Origin of the sequence: Staphylococcus sp. HMSC36A10 (assembly GCF_001838845.1) — a bacterium.
Classification (GTDB): Bacteria; Bacillota; Bacilli; order Staphylococcales; family Staphylococcaceae; genus Staphylococcus; species Staphylococcus aureus.
Window position 1 is genome coordinate 1 of record NZ_KV839136.1, and the last position, 18903, is coordinate 18903.

The 18903-nt window shown below is 31.7% G+C and carries 18 protein-coding genes and 1 tRNA gene; 5 read left to right on the forward strand and 14 right to left on the reverse strand.

Annotated features, from left to right (window positions below; all coding sequences use genetic code 11):
* Positions 1-2: 2 nt before the first annotated feature.
* The 6 genes from HMPREF3247_RS13845 to HMPREF3247_RS13875 all read right to left on the reverse strand — a co-directional run bounded on the left by HMPREF3247_RS13845 (position 3) and on the right by HMPREF3247_RS13875 (position 4966).
* Positions 3-76: transfer RNA gene (locus HMPREF3247_RS13845), tRNA-Met, on the reverse strand.
* 471 nt (positions 77-547) lie between these two features.
* On the reverse strand, positions 548-1102 hold the full coding sequence (locus tag HMPREF3247_RS13850) for an RBBP9/YdeN family alpha/beta hydrolase (protein WP_000132890.1): 555 nt from the start codon (positions 1100-1102) through the stop codon (positions 548-550).
* A 321-nt stretch (positions 1103-1423) separates the two neighbouring features.
* Entirely contained in the window at positions 1424-2824 is a 1401-nt protein-coding gene (gene hemY / locus HMPREF3247_RS13860; RefSeq protein WP_000167549.1) for a protoporphyrinogen oxidase, read from the reverse strand.
* 23 nt (positions 2825-2847) lie between these two features.
* Positions 2848-3771 (reverse strand): ferrochelatase, encoded by a 924-nt coding sequence (gene hemH, locus HMPREF3247_RS13865; RefSeq protein ID WP_000162881.1) that lies wholly within the window; start codon positions 3769-3771, stop codon positions 2848-2850.
* Between the two features lie 57 nt (positions 3772-3828).
* Entirely contained in the window at positions 3829-4866 is a 1038-nt protein-coding gene (gene hemE / locus HMPREF3247_RS13870) for a uroporphyrinogen decarboxylase (RefSeq protein ID WP_000233526.1), read from the reverse strand.
* Positions 4856-4966 carry a hypothetical protein gene (locus HMPREF3247_RS13875; RefSeq protein ID WP_031866187.1) on the reverse strand — a complete coding sequence of 37 codons (111 nt, stop codon included), beginning with the start codon at positions 4964-4966 and terminating at the stop codon, positions 4856-4858. Before HMPREF3247_RS13875 ends, hemE begins: the two co-directional genes overlap by 11 nt.
* Before the next feature lie 162 nt (positions 4967-5128).
* On the opposite strand from HMPREF3247_RS13875, the gene traP reads away from it, so the two are divergent.
* Positions 5129-5632: a signal transduction protein TRAP gene (traP, locus tag HMPREF3247_RS13880; RefSeq protein ID WP_000737978.1), complete on the forward strand. Its 504-nt coding sequence runs from the start codon at positions 5129-5131 to the stop codon at positions 5630-5632.
* A gap of 123 nt (positions 5633-5755) precedes the next feature.
* Here traP and HMPREF3247_RS13885 read toward each other — a convergent pair whose 3' ends face one another.
* Both HMPREF3247_RS13885 and HMPREF3247_RS13890 read right to left on the reverse strand, forming a co-directional pair.
* Positions 5756-6979: an ABC transporter permease EcsB gene (locus HMPREF3247_RS13885; RefSeq protein WP_001245771.1), complete on the reverse strand. Its 1224-nt coding sequence runs from the start codon at positions 6977-6979 to the stop codon at positions 5756-5758.
* Entirely contained in the window at positions 6972-7712 is a 741-nt protein-coding gene (locus HMPREF3247_RS13890) for an ABC transporter ATP-binding protein EcsA (protein WP_000216874.1), read from the reverse strand. Before HMPREF3247_RS13890 ends, HMPREF3247_RS13885 begins: the two co-directional genes overlap by 8 nt.
* Positions 7713-7845: 133 nt before the next feature.
* Here HMPREF3247_RS13890 and HMPREF3247_RS13895 point away from each other — a divergent pair, with 133 nt between their 5' ends.
* The 4 genes from HMPREF3247_RS13895 to HMPREF3247_RS13910 all read left to right on the forward strand — a co-directional run bounded on the left by HMPREF3247_RS13895 (position 7846) and on the right by HMPREF3247_RS13910 (position 11232).
* Positions 7846-8268, forward strand: a complete 423-nt coding sequence (locus tag HMPREF3247_RS13895; protein ID WP_000004981.1) for an HIT family protein — start codon at positions 7846-7848, stop codon at positions 8266-8268.
* 141 nt (positions 8269-8409) lie between these two features.
* Positions 8410-8775: a YtxH domain-containing protein gene (locus tag HMPREF3247_RS13900; protein ID WP_000648118.1), complete on the forward strand. Its 366-nt coding sequence runs from the start codon at positions 8410-8412 to the stop codon at positions 8773-8775.
* Between the two features lie 732 nt (positions 8776-9507).
* Entirely contained in the window at positions 9508-10065 is a 558-nt protein-coding gene (locus tag HMPREF3247_RS13905) for a DUF3267 domain-containing protein (RefSeq protein WP_000477962.1), read from the forward strand.
* A 204-nt stretch (positions 10066-10269) separates the two neighbouring features.
* A complete protein-coding gene (locus HMPREF3247_RS13910) occupies positions 10270-11232 on the forward strand; it encodes a peptidylprolyl isomerase PrsA (RefSeq protein ID WP_000782121.1) in 963 nt (320 codons plus the stop codon).
* Between the two features lie 120 nt (positions 11233-11352).
* Here HMPREF3247_RS13910 and yhaM read toward each other — a convergent pair whose 3' ends face one another.
* From yhaM to HMPREF3247_RS13940, 6 genes are all read right to left on the reverse strand, one after another.
* Entirely contained in the window at positions 11353-12294 is a 942-nt protein-coding gene (gene yhaM / locus HMPREF3247_RS13915) for a 3'-5' exoribonuclease YhaM (RefSeq protein WP_001244175.1), read from the reverse strand.
* On the reverse strand, positions 12291-15227 hold the full coding sequence (locus tag HMPREF3247_RS13920; RefSeq protein WP_064130038.1) for an ATP-binding protein: 2937 nt from the start codon (positions 15225-15227) through the stop codon (positions 12291-12293). The genes yhaM and HMPREF3247_RS13920 overlap by 4 nt, the downstream gene beginning before the upstream one ends.
* Positions 15217-16413: a metallophosphoesterase family protein gene (locus HMPREF3247_RS13925; RefSeq protein ID WP_000238227.1), complete on the reverse strand. Its 1197-nt coding sequence runs from the start codon at positions 16411-16413 to the stop codon at positions 15217-15219. Before HMPREF3247_RS13925 ends, HMPREF3247_RS13920 begins: the two co-directional genes overlap by 11 nt.
* A gap of 296 nt (positions 16414-16709) precedes the next feature.
* On the reverse strand, positions 16710-16808 hold the full coding sequence (locus HMPREF3247_RS13930) for a hypothetical protein (RefSeq protein WP_001791795.1): 99 nt from the start codon (positions 16806-16808) through the stop codon (positions 16710-16712).
* Between the two features lie 492 nt (positions 16809-17300).
* Entirely contained in the window at positions 17301-17645 is a 345-nt protein-coding gene (locus tag HMPREF3247_RS13935; protein WP_000290301.1) for a YlbF/YmcA family competence regulator, read from the reverse strand.
* A 68-nt stretch (positions 17646-17713) separates the two neighbouring features.
* A complete protein-coding gene (locus HMPREF3247_RS13940) occupies positions 17714-18838 on the reverse strand; it encodes a DUF445 domain-containing protein (RefSeq protein WP_070866256.1) in 1125 nt (374 codons plus the stop codon).
* Positions 18839-18903 lie beyond the last annotated feature (65 nt).

Consider the following 18903-nt stretch of genomic DNA (forward strand, 5'->3'; position numbering starts at 1 on the left):
TATTGCGGGAGGCGGATTTGAACCACCGACCTTCGGGTTATGAGCCCGACGAGCTACCGAACTGCTCCATCCCGCGCTAATATTATTTTGAATTACCTAATTAATATACCATAATCAAAAACCTAAAGTCAAGAACTTTTTGAATTTAATTTAAATGTTATCTCTTAAATAATTACTTAAATATCGTAGCAACATGTTCTCTGTTGAACACAAATATTAGTATATTCATTTTTGTAGTGTACGTCAACGACATTTTTAAAGTTTTTTGTGTAAAAAAACGCTTCTTATTCCCTTTTATCATATAAGTGTCTAATAGTTGTCATAAATAGTGTTAAAGCATTTAAAAAGGTATAGGAGTTATAAAGTTTACAACGCCTATACCTTCTGAAAAAGAAATTATAAAAGCTTGTTACACCGCATATTCTTTCAGTCAGCGACTACCAATATAACATTGTAGCCCTAAGACATTGCTTGACGCCTCAATTACCACAATTTTTTTAAAATCAGCAGCTACCTAATGACACAACATAACACAACAATACATTACCTATCGTGTCATGTAATCTTGCATCCGATCTTGCAACGCTGTAAATGTTTCGAAGCCATCCTCTTCTAAGAAGTGCCCTCCATCTTCCACGATTCGCAAGTTCCCCTCTAATGCATTCATTAAACGCTGGGTCTCTTTATATGAAACGTATTTGTCATTTTTAGAACTCAATCCGTAAAAATTGTCAACTTTCTTTTTAATATTATCGTAATCAATGGTTACATTACTTAAATCAATATCTAAATCTATATTTTCTGCATCTTCTTTAAAGCCCGCTATACTGAAAAAGCCTTCAATCGGCTGATCAATCATTTCAATATATTTTAAAGCTGTGATTGAACCTAAACCATGTGTTACAAAATATGTATCCTTTTTGCGTACATTAATTTGTTTCGTCATAGCTTCAATCCACTGATCCACTGTCTTCGCTTCAGGGGATTCAAAATTAAATAATGTTACGTCATATCCTTCTAAAGTTAAGTTATGCTCCAACCACTGATACCAATGATTTCTACTATTTCCATGCATAGAATGTACAATAATTACATCTGTCATCTCATTCTCTCCTTTCAACTTACTACTTCTTTTCTATTTTTAAAAAAATGACTGATTACCTATAATTGTAAAATAAAAACACCTTAATTAGAAATGTTATATCGCAAAGTGACATTTCTAATTAAAGTGTATTGTCATCATTTCAATATCATTCAAAAACAGCTAAACCTTTGTCTCTGCTTCAAATTCACAAAAATAATTCCCGTTGAAAGTATCTATATTTACACATTACTTCCACCATTATATAACTTAAAAATGACTATATTTCATCAAACATTATCTAAAGGCGTCGCACCTACACCACACCATCCAACAATTAACTTACAACTCTGCGATTACTTCTTCAGCAGCAACTTTACCTTGCGTAATACAATCAGGTAGTCCAACCGCTTCAAAAGATGCACCAGTTACTCTAAGTCGTGGATATGTTTGTTTAATATGTGCTTGAATCTGTCTAATTTGTTGAATGTGACCAACATGGTACTGTGGCATACTTTTCGGCAAACGATTGACAATTGTAAATTCAGGATCGCCTTTAAATGTCATCATTTGACTTAAATCTCTACGTACAATCGATACTAATTCATTATCTGTATGATCATCAACCACAGTATCACCTGGTTTACCTACATACGCACGAATCAAAACCTTACCTTCTGGTGTAGTAAATGGCCATTTTTTCGATGTCCAAGTACATGCGGTAATGTCTGTATCACTCGTTCTCGCAATCACGAAGCCAGTACCATCATAAGTATTTTCAATATCTTTTTCATCAAATGCCAATACAACAGTTGCAACAGTCGTACTATCCATCGTTTTAAAGTAATCAAATGCTGGATCTTGTCCGAACCAATTTAAAAACACTTGATGTGGTGTCGTTACTAATACGCCATCATACACTTCTTCTAGTTGATCACTGTAAACAATTTTATATTGCTTTTGAGATGTAATAATATCATCCACTGTCGTATTGTAGCGTATTGTCACACCTTTATTTTTCACATCTTGTTCTAATGCTTCAATAAATGAACTTAAACCATGCTTAAATTGTTTGAATTGTCCTTTTGGTGCGCCAGGATATAATTGTCTTTGTTTCAGACGCTTATTTTTCTCATCCTTCATACCTTTTATCAGACTTCCGAATGCCTCTTCTTTTTCTTTAAAATTAGGAAACGTACTCATCAAACTTAATTTATCAATATCGGTACCATAAATACCACCCATTAAAGGCTCTATTAAATTCTCAAGTACCTCATTACCTAATCTTGCTCTGAAAAATGCCCCAACAGAAATGTCACCATCCTGCATTTGAGTAGGTTTTTTAAGTAAATCTAACCCTGCTCTTAACTTTCCAAGTGGTGAAATTAATTTAGTTGTCACAAACGGTTTGATATCTGTCGGAATTCCCATAATTGATCCACCTGGAATAGGATACAATTTGTTTTTCGCAAAAATATAAGATTGTCCAGTCGTATTTGTAACAATATCTTGTTCTAATCCAATATCTTTCGCTAATTCTGTCATGATCGTTTTTCTACCTAAATAAGATTCAGGCCCTAGTTCAATCATATAACCATCTTTACGATACGATTGAATCTTTCCCCCCGGACGATTCGATGCTTCAAAGATGGTTACATCAATATTAGGATCTTGCTGTTTTAAAAAATATGCACTTGATAAACCTGTTATCCCCGCTCCTATAATAGCCACTGATTTAGTCACAACGTTTCACGCTTCTTTCGTCATTAAAATATAGACTTGATTTCATCAACAATTGCACCGATAAATAATGGATGTGTATTCGGCATTTTTGGACGATAATAATTCGCACCAATATCATCGCAAACAACTTTACATTCATAATCATTGTCATAAAGCACCTCTAAATGCTCACATACAAAACCTACTGGCGTATATATAAAGTTTTTATACTGATGTTTTTCATATAAATCACGTGTTAAATCTTGTACATCTGGCCCTAACCAAGGTGTACCTGTATTACCTTCAGATTGCCAACCAATCGCAATATGTTCAATATTAGATTGTTCTTTAATTAAAAGTGCAGTATGTTCTAGTTCTTGTGGATATGGATCATTATTCTTTTCGATTAAACCTTTTGGCAAACTATGAGCCGAAACAACTAATACCGTGTCTTTATGTTCCTCTTCCGGTATTTGAGCTAATGTTTCGTTGACTTTATTCGTCCAATATTCAATAAATTTAGGTTGTTCATAATAATGTTTCACATGTGTAAGTTGAATACCATATTTTGCAGCTTCTTCATCAGCACGTTTGTCATATGATCCTACTGAAAATGAAGAATAGTGTGGTGCTAGTACTACAGTGATTGCTTCAGTAATGCCATCATTGTGCATTTGTTCAACCGCATCTTCGATAAATGGCGAAATATGTTTTAATCCTAAATATAGTTTAAATTCAACATCTGCATATGCTTTATTTAATGCTGAAACTAGCGCATCAGCTTGGTCATCTGTTGTACCTGCTAATGGTGATAAACCACCTATAAATTCATATCTATCTTTCAAATCTTGAAGTTCTTCTTCAGATGGACGTTTACCATGTCTAATATCTGTATAATATGGCTCTATGTCACTTTCTTTATAAGGAGTGCCATAAGCCATAACTAATAATCCCATTTTTTTAGTCATTGATAATACCTTCCTTTAAATGAATTATCTTTCATGTGCTTCAATGTAATACTATGATTATCTTTGTGTATATGTGTGTACGAATTCGCTTACTTTACGTAACGTCTCTGGTTGCACTTCTGGGAAAACACCGTGTCCTAAATTAAAGATGTGTTTACCGTTCTCCATACCTTGATCTAATATTGGTTTCAATCTCTCTTCAATGACATTCCATGGTGCTAATAAAATTGATGGATCTAAATTCCCTTGTAATGTTTTAGTAACGCCTAATTGTTGAGCCTGATTAATAGATGTTCTCCAATCTAGGCCTAATACATCAATCGGTAAATCATTCCATTCATTGATTAAATGACTGGCACCTACACCGAATAAAATTACCGGCACATCATGTTTTTCTTTAACCTCACTGATTAATCGAATCATATGTGGTTTAATGTAACGTCTGTAATCCTCGACATTTAATGCACCTACCCATGAATCGAAAATTTGAATCAATTCGGCACCTGCTTCGACTTGAGCTGTTACATATTTAACAGATACATCAACTAAATGATTCATTAAAGCAAACCATGTTGCTTCATCTCTATACATCATCGCTTTTGTAAAATTGTAATTTTTCGATGGTCCGCCTTCAATCATATATGACGCTAATGTAAATGGTGCCCCAGTAAATCCTATTAGCGGCACATTTAACTTTTCTTCTGTTAAAAGTTTAATTGTATCTAATACATATGGTACATCTCGTTCGGGGTCTATTTGAGAAAGTTTCTCAACATCTTGAATTGTTTTGATAGGATTATGAATCACTGGACCAATACCCGATTTGATTTCTACATCGACACCAATTGGCTTTAATGGTGTCATAATATCTTTGTATAAAATTGCTGCATCTGTATGATAATTATCAACTGGTAAATGTGTTACATAAGCGCACAACTCCGGCTGATGTGTAATATCGAATAGTGAATATTTTTCTTTCAATTTTCGATATTCTGGTTGCGAACGGCCAGCTTGTCGCATAAACCAAACAGGTGTATGTGATGTTTCTTCACCTTTGATCATTTTTAAAATTGTATTGTTTTTATTATGCACCATAAGGGCCTCCTAAATTAAAATCATTCTTATCTATATTATCATATCGCTCATTCGTTCGTATTTTCAATAAATAAATGTCATAAAACTGACATTTAATCATAGAACTATTTATTGTAAATTTAAATTCTAAAGTCCATTATTTTGTATCATTACTTCTAAATATCTCGCAAGATTCATTATAGTAATTTTAATCAATTATTAATAGTGGTAATGACTAGTTTATCATCGTATAATAAATAAAAACATAAGGGGGACCTTTCATATGAAGAAACTATATACATCTTATGGTACTTATGGATTTTTACATCAGATAAAAATCAATAACCCGACCCATCAACTATTCCAATTTTCAGCATCAGATACTTCAGTTATTTTTGAAGAAACTGATGGTGAGACTGTTTTAAAATCACCTACAAAATATGATGTTATTAAAGAAATTGGTGAATTCAGTGAACATCATTTCTATTGTGCAATCTTCATTCCATCAACAGAAGATCATGCATATCAACTTGAAAAGAAACTGATTAGTGTAGACGATAATTTCAGAAACTTTGGTGGCTTTAAAAGCTATCGTTTGTTAAGACCTGCTAAAGGTACAACATACAAAATTTATTTCGGATTTGCTGATCGACATGCATACGAAGACTTTAAGCAATCTGATGCCTTTAATGACCATTTTTCAAAAGACGCATTAAGTCATTACTTTGGTTCAAGCGGACAACATTCAAGTTATTTTGAAAGATATCTATACCCAATAAAAGAATAGATTCGAAGAAAACTTCCATTGGTTATGCTGTTAACGTATAGATGCTAATGTAATCTGAACGCCGTATCATTTGGCGTTCAACATTACATGCACCTTTACAACATACATGCCAATGGAAGTTTTTTAGTCTCGTAATAATGTTTCCTGATATTTTAACTTTTTAATAATACTTCTAATCGTTAATAAACCTACAATATAGAAAATGAGTACAACATAGAATAACGTCATATGTTTTATAATAAATGTCAATGCAAACACAGTACAAATAACAAACATTAATCTATATAAAAACTGTTCATACCCTTTGATTACCTTCTCTTCAGGTACAGGCCACACTTGAGGCCATAAGCCATATGCTTGTTGTGAATAAAATTGTGCCATTTGCAACAATATAATATACACAAAAAGACTTCCAATAACCCCTGTCACTAATGGATATGATAACCAAACCATAAGTAAAACTGCAATAATTACTAACCTAAAGATAATATTAAATGCGTCTCTCCCTCTTATAAAGCTTCTAATAAATAAGAATAAATACATCGCATTAGAGTTAAATTTACTACCCTTTGGAACTGGTAAAAGTATATCTAGATAACTTCTTCTGACTGCAGATTCTTTCAAATGTTTTACATCGGTGAACATATTAACAAATTTATAATAATTCATATGATGTCGATGTTCGATAGCAATCATTTTCTCCCAAGGATACAAAAAGCCTGGTTTATATTTTTTAACTAAAAATTCTATTAACACAGGCAAAGCAACCATCACAAATACGATGTACCATTTTGGAGCTAATAGTAAGTAATATGTTAGAGCAAAGATGATAAATGATATTAAATTAACTTGCCATGTTTTAAGTCCCGATTGATACCATTGCCATCTTAAGCGTAAACCAACATATGGAAAAATTAATGCACTGAATCCAAAACAAATATAAAATGCCACATTATGTTGATTAATATTGTAAAACAACGGGAACATTACAATAACAATAATGAGTTGGATTAATATGCGCGCAAAGTAACTATATAAAATCGCATGGCGCATAAATTGAGACATGTGTTTTTCAAATGGTAATAAAAAGATTTTATCCGCTTTTTTTAACAGTGGTCGCATTGGAAAAATGGATGTCAACGCAACAATCACTGCTGCTATTAATGAAAAATTTATATTTGTTGGAATATGTTTTAACCATTCACCATATCCAAAAATAAATGCACCCAGCAAAATAAGTAAAAAGACCATGAAATGACCATTAAATATAAACTTATTATAATAATTTTTCTCTTTACGAAGGGCATGTAATCTTTTATTAAATAATGTGGTCGCTTGGTTACGCATGTACATCTCCACCTTGCGTCACATGAATATATATATCGTCTAATGTTTGATTATGTAAGCCAGTTTGTTGTCTCAATGCTTCTAAATCTCCAAATGCAACGACTTCACCTTCGTCTAGTATGATAAAACGATCACAGTAACGTTCAGCTGTTGCTAAAATATGTGTACTCATTAGAACGGTTCTACCTTCGTTTTTCTTTTCAACCATTAAATCTAACATGGATTGAATTCCTAATGGATCTAGGCCAAGGAATGGTTCGTCTATAATATACAATTCGGGATTAACGATAAACGCACAAATAATCATGACTTTTTGTTTCATCCCCTTAGAAAAATGACTCGGAAAAACTTTCAATTCATTTTCTAAACGGAATGTTTTTAATAATGGCATTGCTCGATTCATCGCTTCATCACGATCAATATCATATGCCATTGCTGTCATCTCTATATGTTCCTCTAATGTGAGTTCTTCATAAATAACCGGTGATTCCGGAATATAAGATAACTTTCTTCTATAAGCCTCTATGTCATCATTAATGTTGATATCTGAAATTGATAGAGATCCTTCCATAGGTGTAAGCAATCCTAGCATATGTTTAATCGTTGTACTCTTACCAGCGCCATTAAGGCCAATAAGTCCAACGATTTCGCCTTTGTTTAATTCAAAATTTATATCTTTAATTACAGGGCGTTTTCCATATCCACCTGTAAGCTGTTCTACTTTAACTGTCATAAGGCACCTCCATGACTTTTATTGTACCAAAAATTATAAAATGCTCATATTAAATACACATGTCCTAATATCGAATTTTTAGCGACAATGTTATAATGAATGGTAATACAAGTTGAAAAGGAGTGTAGTCATCATGTCAGAAACAATTTTCGGCAAAATTTTAACTGGAGAAATTCCTAGCTTTAAAGTATATGAAGACGATTATGTCTATGCCTTTTTAGATATATCACAAGTTACTAAAGGACATACGTTATTAATTCCTAAAAAAGCTTCTGCTAATATCTTTGAAACTGATGAAGAAACAATGAAACATATCGGTGCAGCATTACCTAAAGTAGCAAATGCTATTAAGCGTGCATTTAATCCTGATGGTTTAAACATTATTCAAAATAATGGTGAGTTTGCAGATCAATCTGTATTTCATATTCATTTCCACTTAATTCCTCGATACGAAAATGATATTGATGGATTTGGTTATAAGTGGGAAACACATGAAGACATTTTAGATAACGATGCAAAACAACAAATTGCTGAACAAATTCAAGCACAATTTTAAATGTATGCTTAATCTAAGCTCGAACGGGTATAATATGATTAATATTATAACAATTGCGTTTGAAGTGATAACATCAAGGTTAGCAATTTTAAACAAAATGAGTTATCAAGATAACAGATGTTAAAAGTGAGGAGAATATAAATGAAAGCATCACGCATTCTATTCGGTATCGGTGTTGGCGTAGCAGCTGGTTTTGTAGTTGCACTTCAAGGACGAGACGACAAAAGTGTCAAGAACAACACGATCGATCGTACTGCCCCTACTGGTTCAAAATCAGAACTACAACGTGAATTTGAAACGATTAAACAAAGTTTTAATGACATTTTAAACTATGGTGTTCAAATTAAAAACGAAAGTGCGGAATTTGGTAGTTCAATTGGTGGTGAAATTAAGTCATTACTTGGAAACTTCAAATCTGACATCAATCCTAATATTGAACGTTTACAGTCACACATCGAAAATTTACAAAATCGTGGCGAGGATATTGGAAACGAAATTTCTAAGTAGCACGTTACGTTCTCGATCACAACTATTTTTATTAGTAACAGCATATTTATTTTTTAAAATTAAATGCCAAATAAACGAGATGACATTAGAAATTAGATATTTCTTGTCATCTCTTTTTTAAAACTCAAATGAACTTATGTTTACAAATTATAGGAAGACATTGTTTGTAGTGGTTTTCGCTTAAATCCTATTTATGAATTGATTGAAAACATTGCTTAGGATTCATTGTGTTATCCTTGCACTTTGATTACGCTTTACTTAAATCATTATCGACAATCAACATACTTATATTTTCATTGAGCCGAACCTTTTATGCACATTACATATACCTTACTTGCACAAATTATTAATCTGGTGTTTATTATAATTACATATCACTATATTTTTAGCATTTGTATGACTTAGTTGGTCAAAAGATGCTTTTGCATATGCCCTGCCATATCCATTTTTTATATTATTCAAGTTTTCAAATACTCATGTCACACGCGCCTTTTTCATAAGTGATGCTTTATTAGCAAGAAGATGTGTTCGCAGAAATTTGTTCTGCATTCTACTTCTACGCTAGTCAATCAGCCAATTTTACCAAACTCCACTTTCGCGTTTCAAATCAAACAATACTTCGCCCCTTTCTTCTTATATAACAATTCTTCTAACATGATATGTTACTATTGAATTACTGAACCTGAGTTAGTTATAATCTAACTTATATTGAAAAGAGATGAGGCGTAAGATATGTTTTTATGTAAAAGACAAATTGATATCAATGCACGATTTGGTTTGCCTAGAATTGCATTTATGAGTGCAGTTGCAACCATCATTATGTTTTTAGTTAGTTATGAAGTAATGTATTTTTTATCTAATACGCCATTATCAGATAGACATTTTCTCATCTTTTTATTACTTGTATTTATGACGTATCCATTACATAAAAGTATACATTTATTATTTTTCTTACCATATAGAAAATCGTTTAAAGTTCATAAGTTGACTAAAAGAAAATGGCTTATATTCTATAATACCTACGTCAATCAACCTGTACACAAATTTTATTTTTGCATTAACTTAATATTGCCGTTAATTATCTTATCTGCAATGTTCGTTTATCTAACAATTTCATTCCCGCAATATGGACATTATTTAATGTTCTTATTGGCATTGAATTTCGGTATTTCCATTACAGATTTATTATATTTAAAAATAATTATATTTTCTAATTATGGACAATATATAGAAGAACATAGTACAGGTATTAATATTTTGAAAAAAATTAAAAATCCATATCATTTATAACAAAATAATTATAGCAAGGTGTTATTATTTGTTTTTAGGCTATGTAATAGCTTACAATCAAATGTATATAGACCTTGTTTTTTTATTTTCATCAATTTCTACCCCTAAACCTAATACTCTAGTCTGATGTCATGGGTTATTGATTGGTGATAATATAAAACTATGTTATATTCACGATGATTAACTTACAAAGGAGTTTCAACTATGAAGATGATAAACAAATTAATCGTTCCGGTAACAGCTAGTGCTTTATTATTAGGCGCTTGTGGCGCTAGTGCCACAGACTCTAAAGAAAATACATTAATTTCTTCTAAAGCTGGAGATGTAACAGTTGCAGATACAATGAAAAAAATCGGTAAAGATCAAATTGCAAATGCATCGTTTACTGAAATGTTAAATAAAATTTTAGCTGATAAATATAAAAATAAAGTTAATGATAAGAAAATTGACGAACAAATTGAAAAAATGCAAAAGCAATACGGCGGTAAAGATAAATTTGAAAAGGCCCTTCAACAGCAAGGTTTAACAGCCGATAAATATAAAGAAAATTTACGTACTGCTGCTTATCATAAAGAATTACTATCAGATAAAATTAAAATCTCTGATTCTGAAATTAAAGAAGACAGCAAGAAAGCTTCACACATTTTAATTAAAGTTAAATCTAAGAAAAGCGACAAAGAAGGCTTAGATGATAAAGAAGCGAAACAAAAAGCTGAAGAAATTCAAAAAGAAGTTTCAAAAGATCCAAGTAAATTTGGTGAAATCGCTAAAAAAGAATCAATGGATACTGGTTCAGCTAAAAAAGATGGCGAATTAGGTTATGTTCTTAAAGGACAAACTGATAAAGATTTTGAAAAAGCACTATTTAAGCTTAAAGATGGTGAAGTATCAGAGGTTGTTAAATCAAGCTTTGGATATCATATTATTAAAGCTGATAAACCAACAGACTTTAACAGTGAAAAACAAAGCCTGAAAGAAAAATTAGTCGATCAGAAAGTACAAAAAAATCCAAAATTATTAACTGATGCATACAAAGATCTATTAAAAGAATACGATGTTGACTTTAAAGATCGTGATATTAAATCAGTTGTCGAAGATAAAATCTTAAACCCTGAAAAACTTAAACAAGGTGGCGCACAAGGCGGACAATCCGGCATGAGCCAATAACACAAAACCGAGCGACCGTGGTTCAAAAATCATACCACGGCCGCTCGGTTTTTTCGCATTAAAAATCGGACAGATGAGCTCATGTTTCAGTATACTCATCTGTCCGATATCTTTTAATTCTTAATCGAGTGATTCAGGATTGTAGAATCTACGATTTTCAAGACCAAATATTTTATCTGTAAACTGACCCTTGTCAGTTTTTTTATATGCCTTTTCAAACATATTCATTCTAGCATCGATATTATCGATATAGCATAAAATTTCTGCTTCTTTTAAGTATGGCAGTTTTGGCGAACCATACTCTAACTTACCATGATGAGATAAAATCATATGTCTTAACAACATGATTTCTTCTCCTTCAATGTTCAATTCACGAGCTGCTTCAACTACTTCATCACTCGCAATCGAGATGTGTCCTAATAAGTTACCTTCGACTGTATACGACGTCGCAACAGGACCACTCAATTCTCTAACTTTACCAATATCATGCAAAATAATACCACTATATAACAAACTTTTGTTTAACAATGGATAAATGTCACAAATTGATTTTGCAATACGTAACATCGTTAATACATGATAGCTTAAGCCACTCGCAAAGTTATGATGATGAGAACTAGCAGCTGGATATGTGTAAAATCGTTCTTGATATTTTTTCAATAAATGACGTGTGATACGTTGTAAATTAGCATTTTCAATATCTAGCAAATAATGAGAAATCTCTTCTTGTATTTCTGCCGGTGATAAAGGTGCACCATCTACAAATTGTTCTGTTTTTAATTGATCTTCAGTTGTCGCTAGTCTAATTTGGTTGACTTTCATCTGTTTATTTCCGCGATAGTTTATGATGTCACCTTTAACATGTACAATTTCTTCAGGCTTGATTGTTGCCATATCATTTTTTGTAGCCGTCCAAAATTTCGCTTCAATTTCACCACTTTTATCTTGCAAATGTAATGTCATATAATCTTTACCTTGTGCTGTTACACCCTGTGTAGCTTTATGCACTAAGAAAAAGTGATCAACTGAATCTCCGGGATTTAGATTCTCTATATTTCTCATCGTTTCCCGCCTTCCTCTATTTTGTTTAATGTAATCACTTCTTTTGATGGAACAATATTATCTTTTACACATGTAAAGTATAGTACTTGATAGTGTTCTGATAATGATCGTAAATAATTCAACATTTTTTCAGTACGCTTTTTATCAAAATGAACAAATGCATCATCAACAATTAATGGGAACGGATAATATGGTCTTAGTACCTTAATTAAACTGATACGTAAAGCTACATAAAGTAATTCTTTTGTAGATTGACTTAGTTCAACAGGATCATATAATTGACCATTAACATGTTTAACCGTAATTGAATCTTCATTATAGTTAATCATCGTATATCTGCCATCTGTTAAATGCTTCAATATTTCTACCGCTTCATTAATAACTTGAGGCAAACGTTTATCTTTAATTTGTTTAATGTGTTCATCAACTAAACTTTGTAAATAACTTAAACTTGCCCAATCTTTTGCGATATCATTAAGTTGATTTTTAAGACTGTGATATTCATGTCTTAAATTAGCAAGCGTTGTATCAGTTTCCATGTGATTGATTTGTGCACTTAAATCACTGACTTGTGCTTGCATTTCAAGATATTGCTCATTATATTCGTCAACTTGAGTAGCCAATAAATGATCTTCTTCTTCAAGTTGTGCAGTTGTTTTTTCACTTAAACTAGAACTTAATTCATAAGAATAGTTTTGGTTCTCAAGATATTTAGTTAAATCATTAAAACGACTCAAATTACTAGTATAAGTTTGGTAATCTTCATGATGTTGGTAAAAATCTTCTTCAGTACCAACATTGATAAAATCGAATAGTGCTGTAATTTCTTTATTATTTTCTTCTAATTGAGCATTTAAATGATTTAATTCATTTGTAACAAGTTTGGTATTTTCAGCATTAATACGCCATTTTTCATTCGTGTCTTCAGCTGATTTCAACCATTGTTGCACATCGTGGAATAAAGATAATTTGTTGAAATAAACAAATTGTGATTTTGTAACAGCTTCAGCATGATTGTAGAATGTATCTAATTCTTGAACCAATTGCTGGCGTTGTTGATTTAAATCACTGATATGTTGATCTAATGCTTTAATATTCGCCATTGTAGAAATACTATCAACAATTAAATCATTTGAAATTTTAGATGATAAGTATAATTCATCCTTAACGTTCTCAACTGTCGATTGTAATTCATCATGACGCCCTTTCGCATCATTTAAACGACCTTCAATATACTGACGTTTCTCTTCTAAAATATCTTTATTTTTCAAAGCTTGTTGCCAGTGATCACGAATGCGATATTGCTCATCAAAATCAAAATCTAAGTCATAATTTTCATCTAAAATGGCTAGTTGTGCTTTAATTTCTTCGATTTCATCTGTGATGGCCTCGCTATAATCTACTTCTTTTGATTTAGACATGATGATACCGATAACAAATACTAAAGTTAATACTGCGAAAATAATACCAAACAACATGTTGTTTGAAATAAATGAGAAGGCAGTTAAACCAATACCTACTAATGTTAAAAGAATAAACGTTGTTCGTAACAATTTTTGACGTTTTTGTTTTTCTTGTTGCTCAATTTCGAAACGTTCTTTCAATTTGCTATACAAGTTCTCTTTTTCGTTTAATTCAATGACTTGTTGTGAGTATTCTTTTTTCTTTTCAAAAGTCTCTTCAGGAACTATTTTTTCTTCAACAGAATCTAGTTCGCTATGAACCGCATTATCTTCGATTTTATTTTCTTCTAAACTACGTTCTAATTGTTTAATGTAAGCAGCTTGTTCTTGTTTATTCTTGATTTGCTCACTGACATAACTTTTCATTGCCTCTGAACTATCTACGTCATGATGCGTTTCAGACCAACCAATATTTGCTTGCAATTCATCTTTATCACGTTGTTTATTCGCAATATCCTTTTCGATTGCAGTAAGTTCAAATTCTTTATTTTTAATTTCATTTTCTTGTTGATTCAAACTAATGAAGGCGTCAATATCAGATTGTTTAACTGGCTCTAATTGAGTCGCTTCTTCTTTAAGTTGAGCTAAACGCTCATTTCTTAAACCAATATCTCTTTCTAACGATTGCTTATGCGCTCGCGCTTTTTCGTAACGATCCACACCTTTTTCTGGGAATGTGATTGGCTCAATATTTAACTGTTGTTCTAGAGACTTCCATTCTTGTGAATGATCATGTAAAGCAACCTCTTTTTGTTTTTCTTCATGCATTTTTGATAATTGATTTAAATTATGCTTTAAATTCTCTAATCGACGTGATGATTTATCTCGATCATCTACTAAGCGATGATATGTTTCTAGCTTTGCTTCTTCTTCACGAATTTGACTTTCTAGTTGTTTTAATTGCTCAATTTGTTGATTAATGATCGGATTTTTACCTGATTTTTTATATAATTCATCTTTTTTACGATTAATCACTTCGCGCATTGACGTGAATTCAGTTGATCCTAAAGCCCCTGCTTGTAATAAATAATCTTGCAATTGTTTTTCATTTAGATTTCTATGAATGTCTTGAAGCCCTAGTACATCAAATGAAAAGATACCTTGATATGTCTTTTTAGAAATATAATTAAGTTTCTTTTGTAACCAAGCATCATCACGCACAGCACCATTAGGTAAATATACTTTCACATCACCTTGAGCACTGCCTTTAATTCGTTCAACTTCAATCTCTAAGCCATCATCAAGAATAAGTACTAATTTACCACCGTATTGGTTACCTAGACGTGGTTCTAGTCTTGGCTCTTTAGACTTTTTAGTTGGAAAACCAAATAATATCGAATGGATGAATGCTTGAATCGTCGATTTACCCGCTTCATTTTCACCAAAAATTTCAGTGAAGTTTTTATTAAATTCAATTTTACGTTGAACAAATTGACCGTAACCATAAATTTCAAGTGATTTAATTATCATTTTGTTCACCTCTCATTTCAGCTTTTAATATTTCTTCAGCACGATTAACTAATGCTGTATGGTCGAATGTTCCATAATCGTCTAGGAACTTAGATGCCCTTGGATTTAAATATAAATCTGACATCGCTTTATCAAAAACAGTTTGATCGACTAATAATTCCGCTGAAAATTCATTAACTAAAGGTGACTCATCATTTTGTGCATATTGTATTTTTAACTCATCAATATATACAAATTGATTTTCGTTTTCTTCATAATCTGTAATCATTTCTTCAACTTGTAATAAATCTTGAGGTGAAATTAATGTCTCACTATTAATAACAAGCGTTAAACGATAAAAGGCTTTTCCTTCTTCTCTCACTTGTTCTTTAAAGTTTTGAATGACCTCGTATAAACCTTGCTTAGATGTCTTATCCGTTTCAATAGTTGCTTCTTCAAATCTAATATACTGTGTAGGATAAAATTTAGTCTTTAATTTTAAGTGGTCACCCTCGATTAATAAGCAACCTTTTTCACCTTGCTCATTAAAATGTCTACCTTGAATATTACCTGAATAGTTAATTACAGGCATATCACTTAATTGTTGACGTTCATGTATATGACCTAAAGCCCAATAATGATACAATTTACTGTTTAAATCTTCTAAAATGAACTCGGTATATCTTTCGTTAACTGAAGATTTACTATACGTACCATGCAAGACACCAATATGTATGCCTTTTTGGCCTTGACTTGATGGATATTCATCAATCTTGTTCTCATAACTTGCTCTATTTTCATAACTAAATCCGTGAATATAAATTGTTTCACCAGATTTAGTAATTGCTTCATACGTCTCAACTTTATTTGAAAATACAGAAACATTATCTGGCCAGTTTGATGAAATCTTTGATGATAATGGGTCGTGATTACCATGACAAACATAAACAAAGATTTGTTCATTTTGTAAACGTTCAAATTGCTGTTTTAAGAAAATTTCAGCACGTAATGTTCTGTTTTCACTATCAAATAAATCACCCGCGATAATTACAAAATCAACATCTTGTTGTAATGCAATATCTACAATGTTTTTAAAACTTTCATAAGCACTTTTTTGAACATCCTCAAAAATTTTAGGGCTTATATGACTCTTAGATTTGAAAGGACTATCTAAATGTAAATCCGAACAATGAATAAATTTAACCATACATCCATATCTCCTTAATTAAAGGTTCTAACATCAATTTTGCAAAATCCAACTATACAAAGCATTCTAATCACTATATTCATACTTATAGGTGTAGTGATTCATTAGCTGATTTATTAAAACCAGTCGCCATTTTTATTTTTATTTCGTTAAAAAACTATTATCTACACAATAATAAAGTGCTTTAGTCAAATCGTGATGTTTTATTTATTAACAAGTTTATTATTTCTTCATTTTACCATAATACGCTTCATATCGTCGATGAACATATGAAATTGAGACACATTTATAACAGTTTAAAATTTTATTTGTAGCGTACGTTGATATTTTTCAAAAATTTCAGTCGGAAATGCAATTTCCGTAGTTATTAACACCGCTAGTGAATCAAATGGCACATTAAAGATTTACATGATTACTCTACTAGATTTGCTCGGCAGTAATGACCAATTAGAAACTAAATGTCAAAACTATCATTGCACTTAATACGCCAAACATTTTCAGGCCGTTCTTAATGAGTCATTAAAAGTGAAACGCTTTTCCATCAGTCCGATACATGACCGAACTAATAGTATTATGTTGAAAACTTTACACTTCAAAATGCAAAAAGGAAGTTAGGACACGTTTACTAGCCTAACTTCCGTTATCAAGCTCATCTGCCCGTTTTGGCATAGAGCTAGCCATGTTTGATTGCCCAGCTTCCGTCGTCCATTCTGAGCTAAAGCTAGGACATGTTTAGTAGCCTAAATTCCGATACTGAACGCATCTGCCCAATTTGACAGAGAGCCTCTAACTTCCGTTATCAAAACTAAAAAAACTACCCACAAAGTCTCGGACTCTGTCGGCAGTCTATTCCTCTATTTAAAGGATTGAAAAATATTATTTTAATATTAGTCAGCGTAAATTTCGTCTAATGGTTTAACGATAATTTGGTTGATTTCTTGGAATACTTGACTCATTTTTTGTTCAGCATTCATTAATGCAGAGATGTTTTCATCTTTTTCAATTGCTTGCGCTTGTTCTTGCGCTTTTTGTAAATCTTCTTCAGCAATTTCTTCACCTTGCATTTGTTTTTGTTGGAAGTTAATTTGAGTTTCACGGAACTCGTCGAATAACTTTTTAGATTCTTCGTTAGCTTTTACATTAGCGAATGCTTCTTTGATTGCTTTGTATTCTTCGCTTTCTCTTAAAGCTTGTTCTAATTGATTTGCATAATCATATAAATTTACTGCCATGGTTATAGCACTCCTTTGTTGTGATGTTTATTAAAACGTTCGATATTACTTTACCACATCTCGCTTTTTTAGACAAAGATTGCAACCAAACCTTGGAAAAATCCAATAATACCACCTAAAATGAAACCTAATGACATAATCAACTTTAGTTCTTTGTTAGCAATTTCTATAATTAATTTTTCAATATAATCTAAGTCAAACGTATTAATTTGTTCTTCAATTAATCCTCGTAAATCCACTTTTTCCATAATTGTAGATAAGTGAATCGATAATTTTTCAATGATTAAATTTGCTAATTTGCTAGAGAGTTGACCTTCTAAATAATCAACGAATTGAGGCATTAACGTAACCACTGGCTTATTCGCTTGTTTGCTTGCATATGTTGTTATATACACTGATAGATTTTCAGCGATTTCATTAAACTGAGACGCATCTAACAGTTCATTCAATGGTTTATCTTTAAAAGTTTGATATTCATTGGTAATTAACGATGTCACAATTGTTCTTGCTTTAGGATGAGATGTTAAACGTATAAGTTCTTGTTGAATGCGATCTGCAATGCTCTCTTTTGTCATAAACATTTGCAACATACCAATTAACTTACCTTTCTCATTGAAAAAAGTATCCAACATATCATTAATATCTTGTGTGCCTTTTGCAGATGATAAATAATTTCTTGCACGATCACATAATAAGTCTGTTGCGTTATCTACATACTGATCTAAAAATGTTACAAGTTGATTTGGCAATAAAGATGCTATTGTTTGGTTTTGATGCTTTGTATAATAATTATTCAATTGTGATTCAATATATTGATTTCCATTAGTTTGTAATACTTGTTCTAAATCAATATCGATTTGAGAAGTAATTTGTTTTATTGACAATTGATCTTTCGTCAACTTTTGTAACTGCTGTTGAATCATAGATTCTATTGCTTGCTGTGATTGCTCGCTTTTTAATTTTTCATTAATTAAAGTTTCTGTAAGCAAATGCTCTTCAATCACTTGGCCAATTTTAGTTGCAATTTCTTCGCGTCTTTTCGGTATTAAACCTGGTGTAAATGGGACTCTAAATTTAAATATATAGTATGGTTTAAAGGGGTGAAACAGCATTCTAATTGCAATTACATTAGTAATGCCACCAATTATCGCCCCTACTACAATCATAAATATGATAATAAATAGTGCATTCATAATTTTGACTCCTTTGTGACAACATAGTTATTCATTATACCACTATTTTTATTTTTTAATTCATT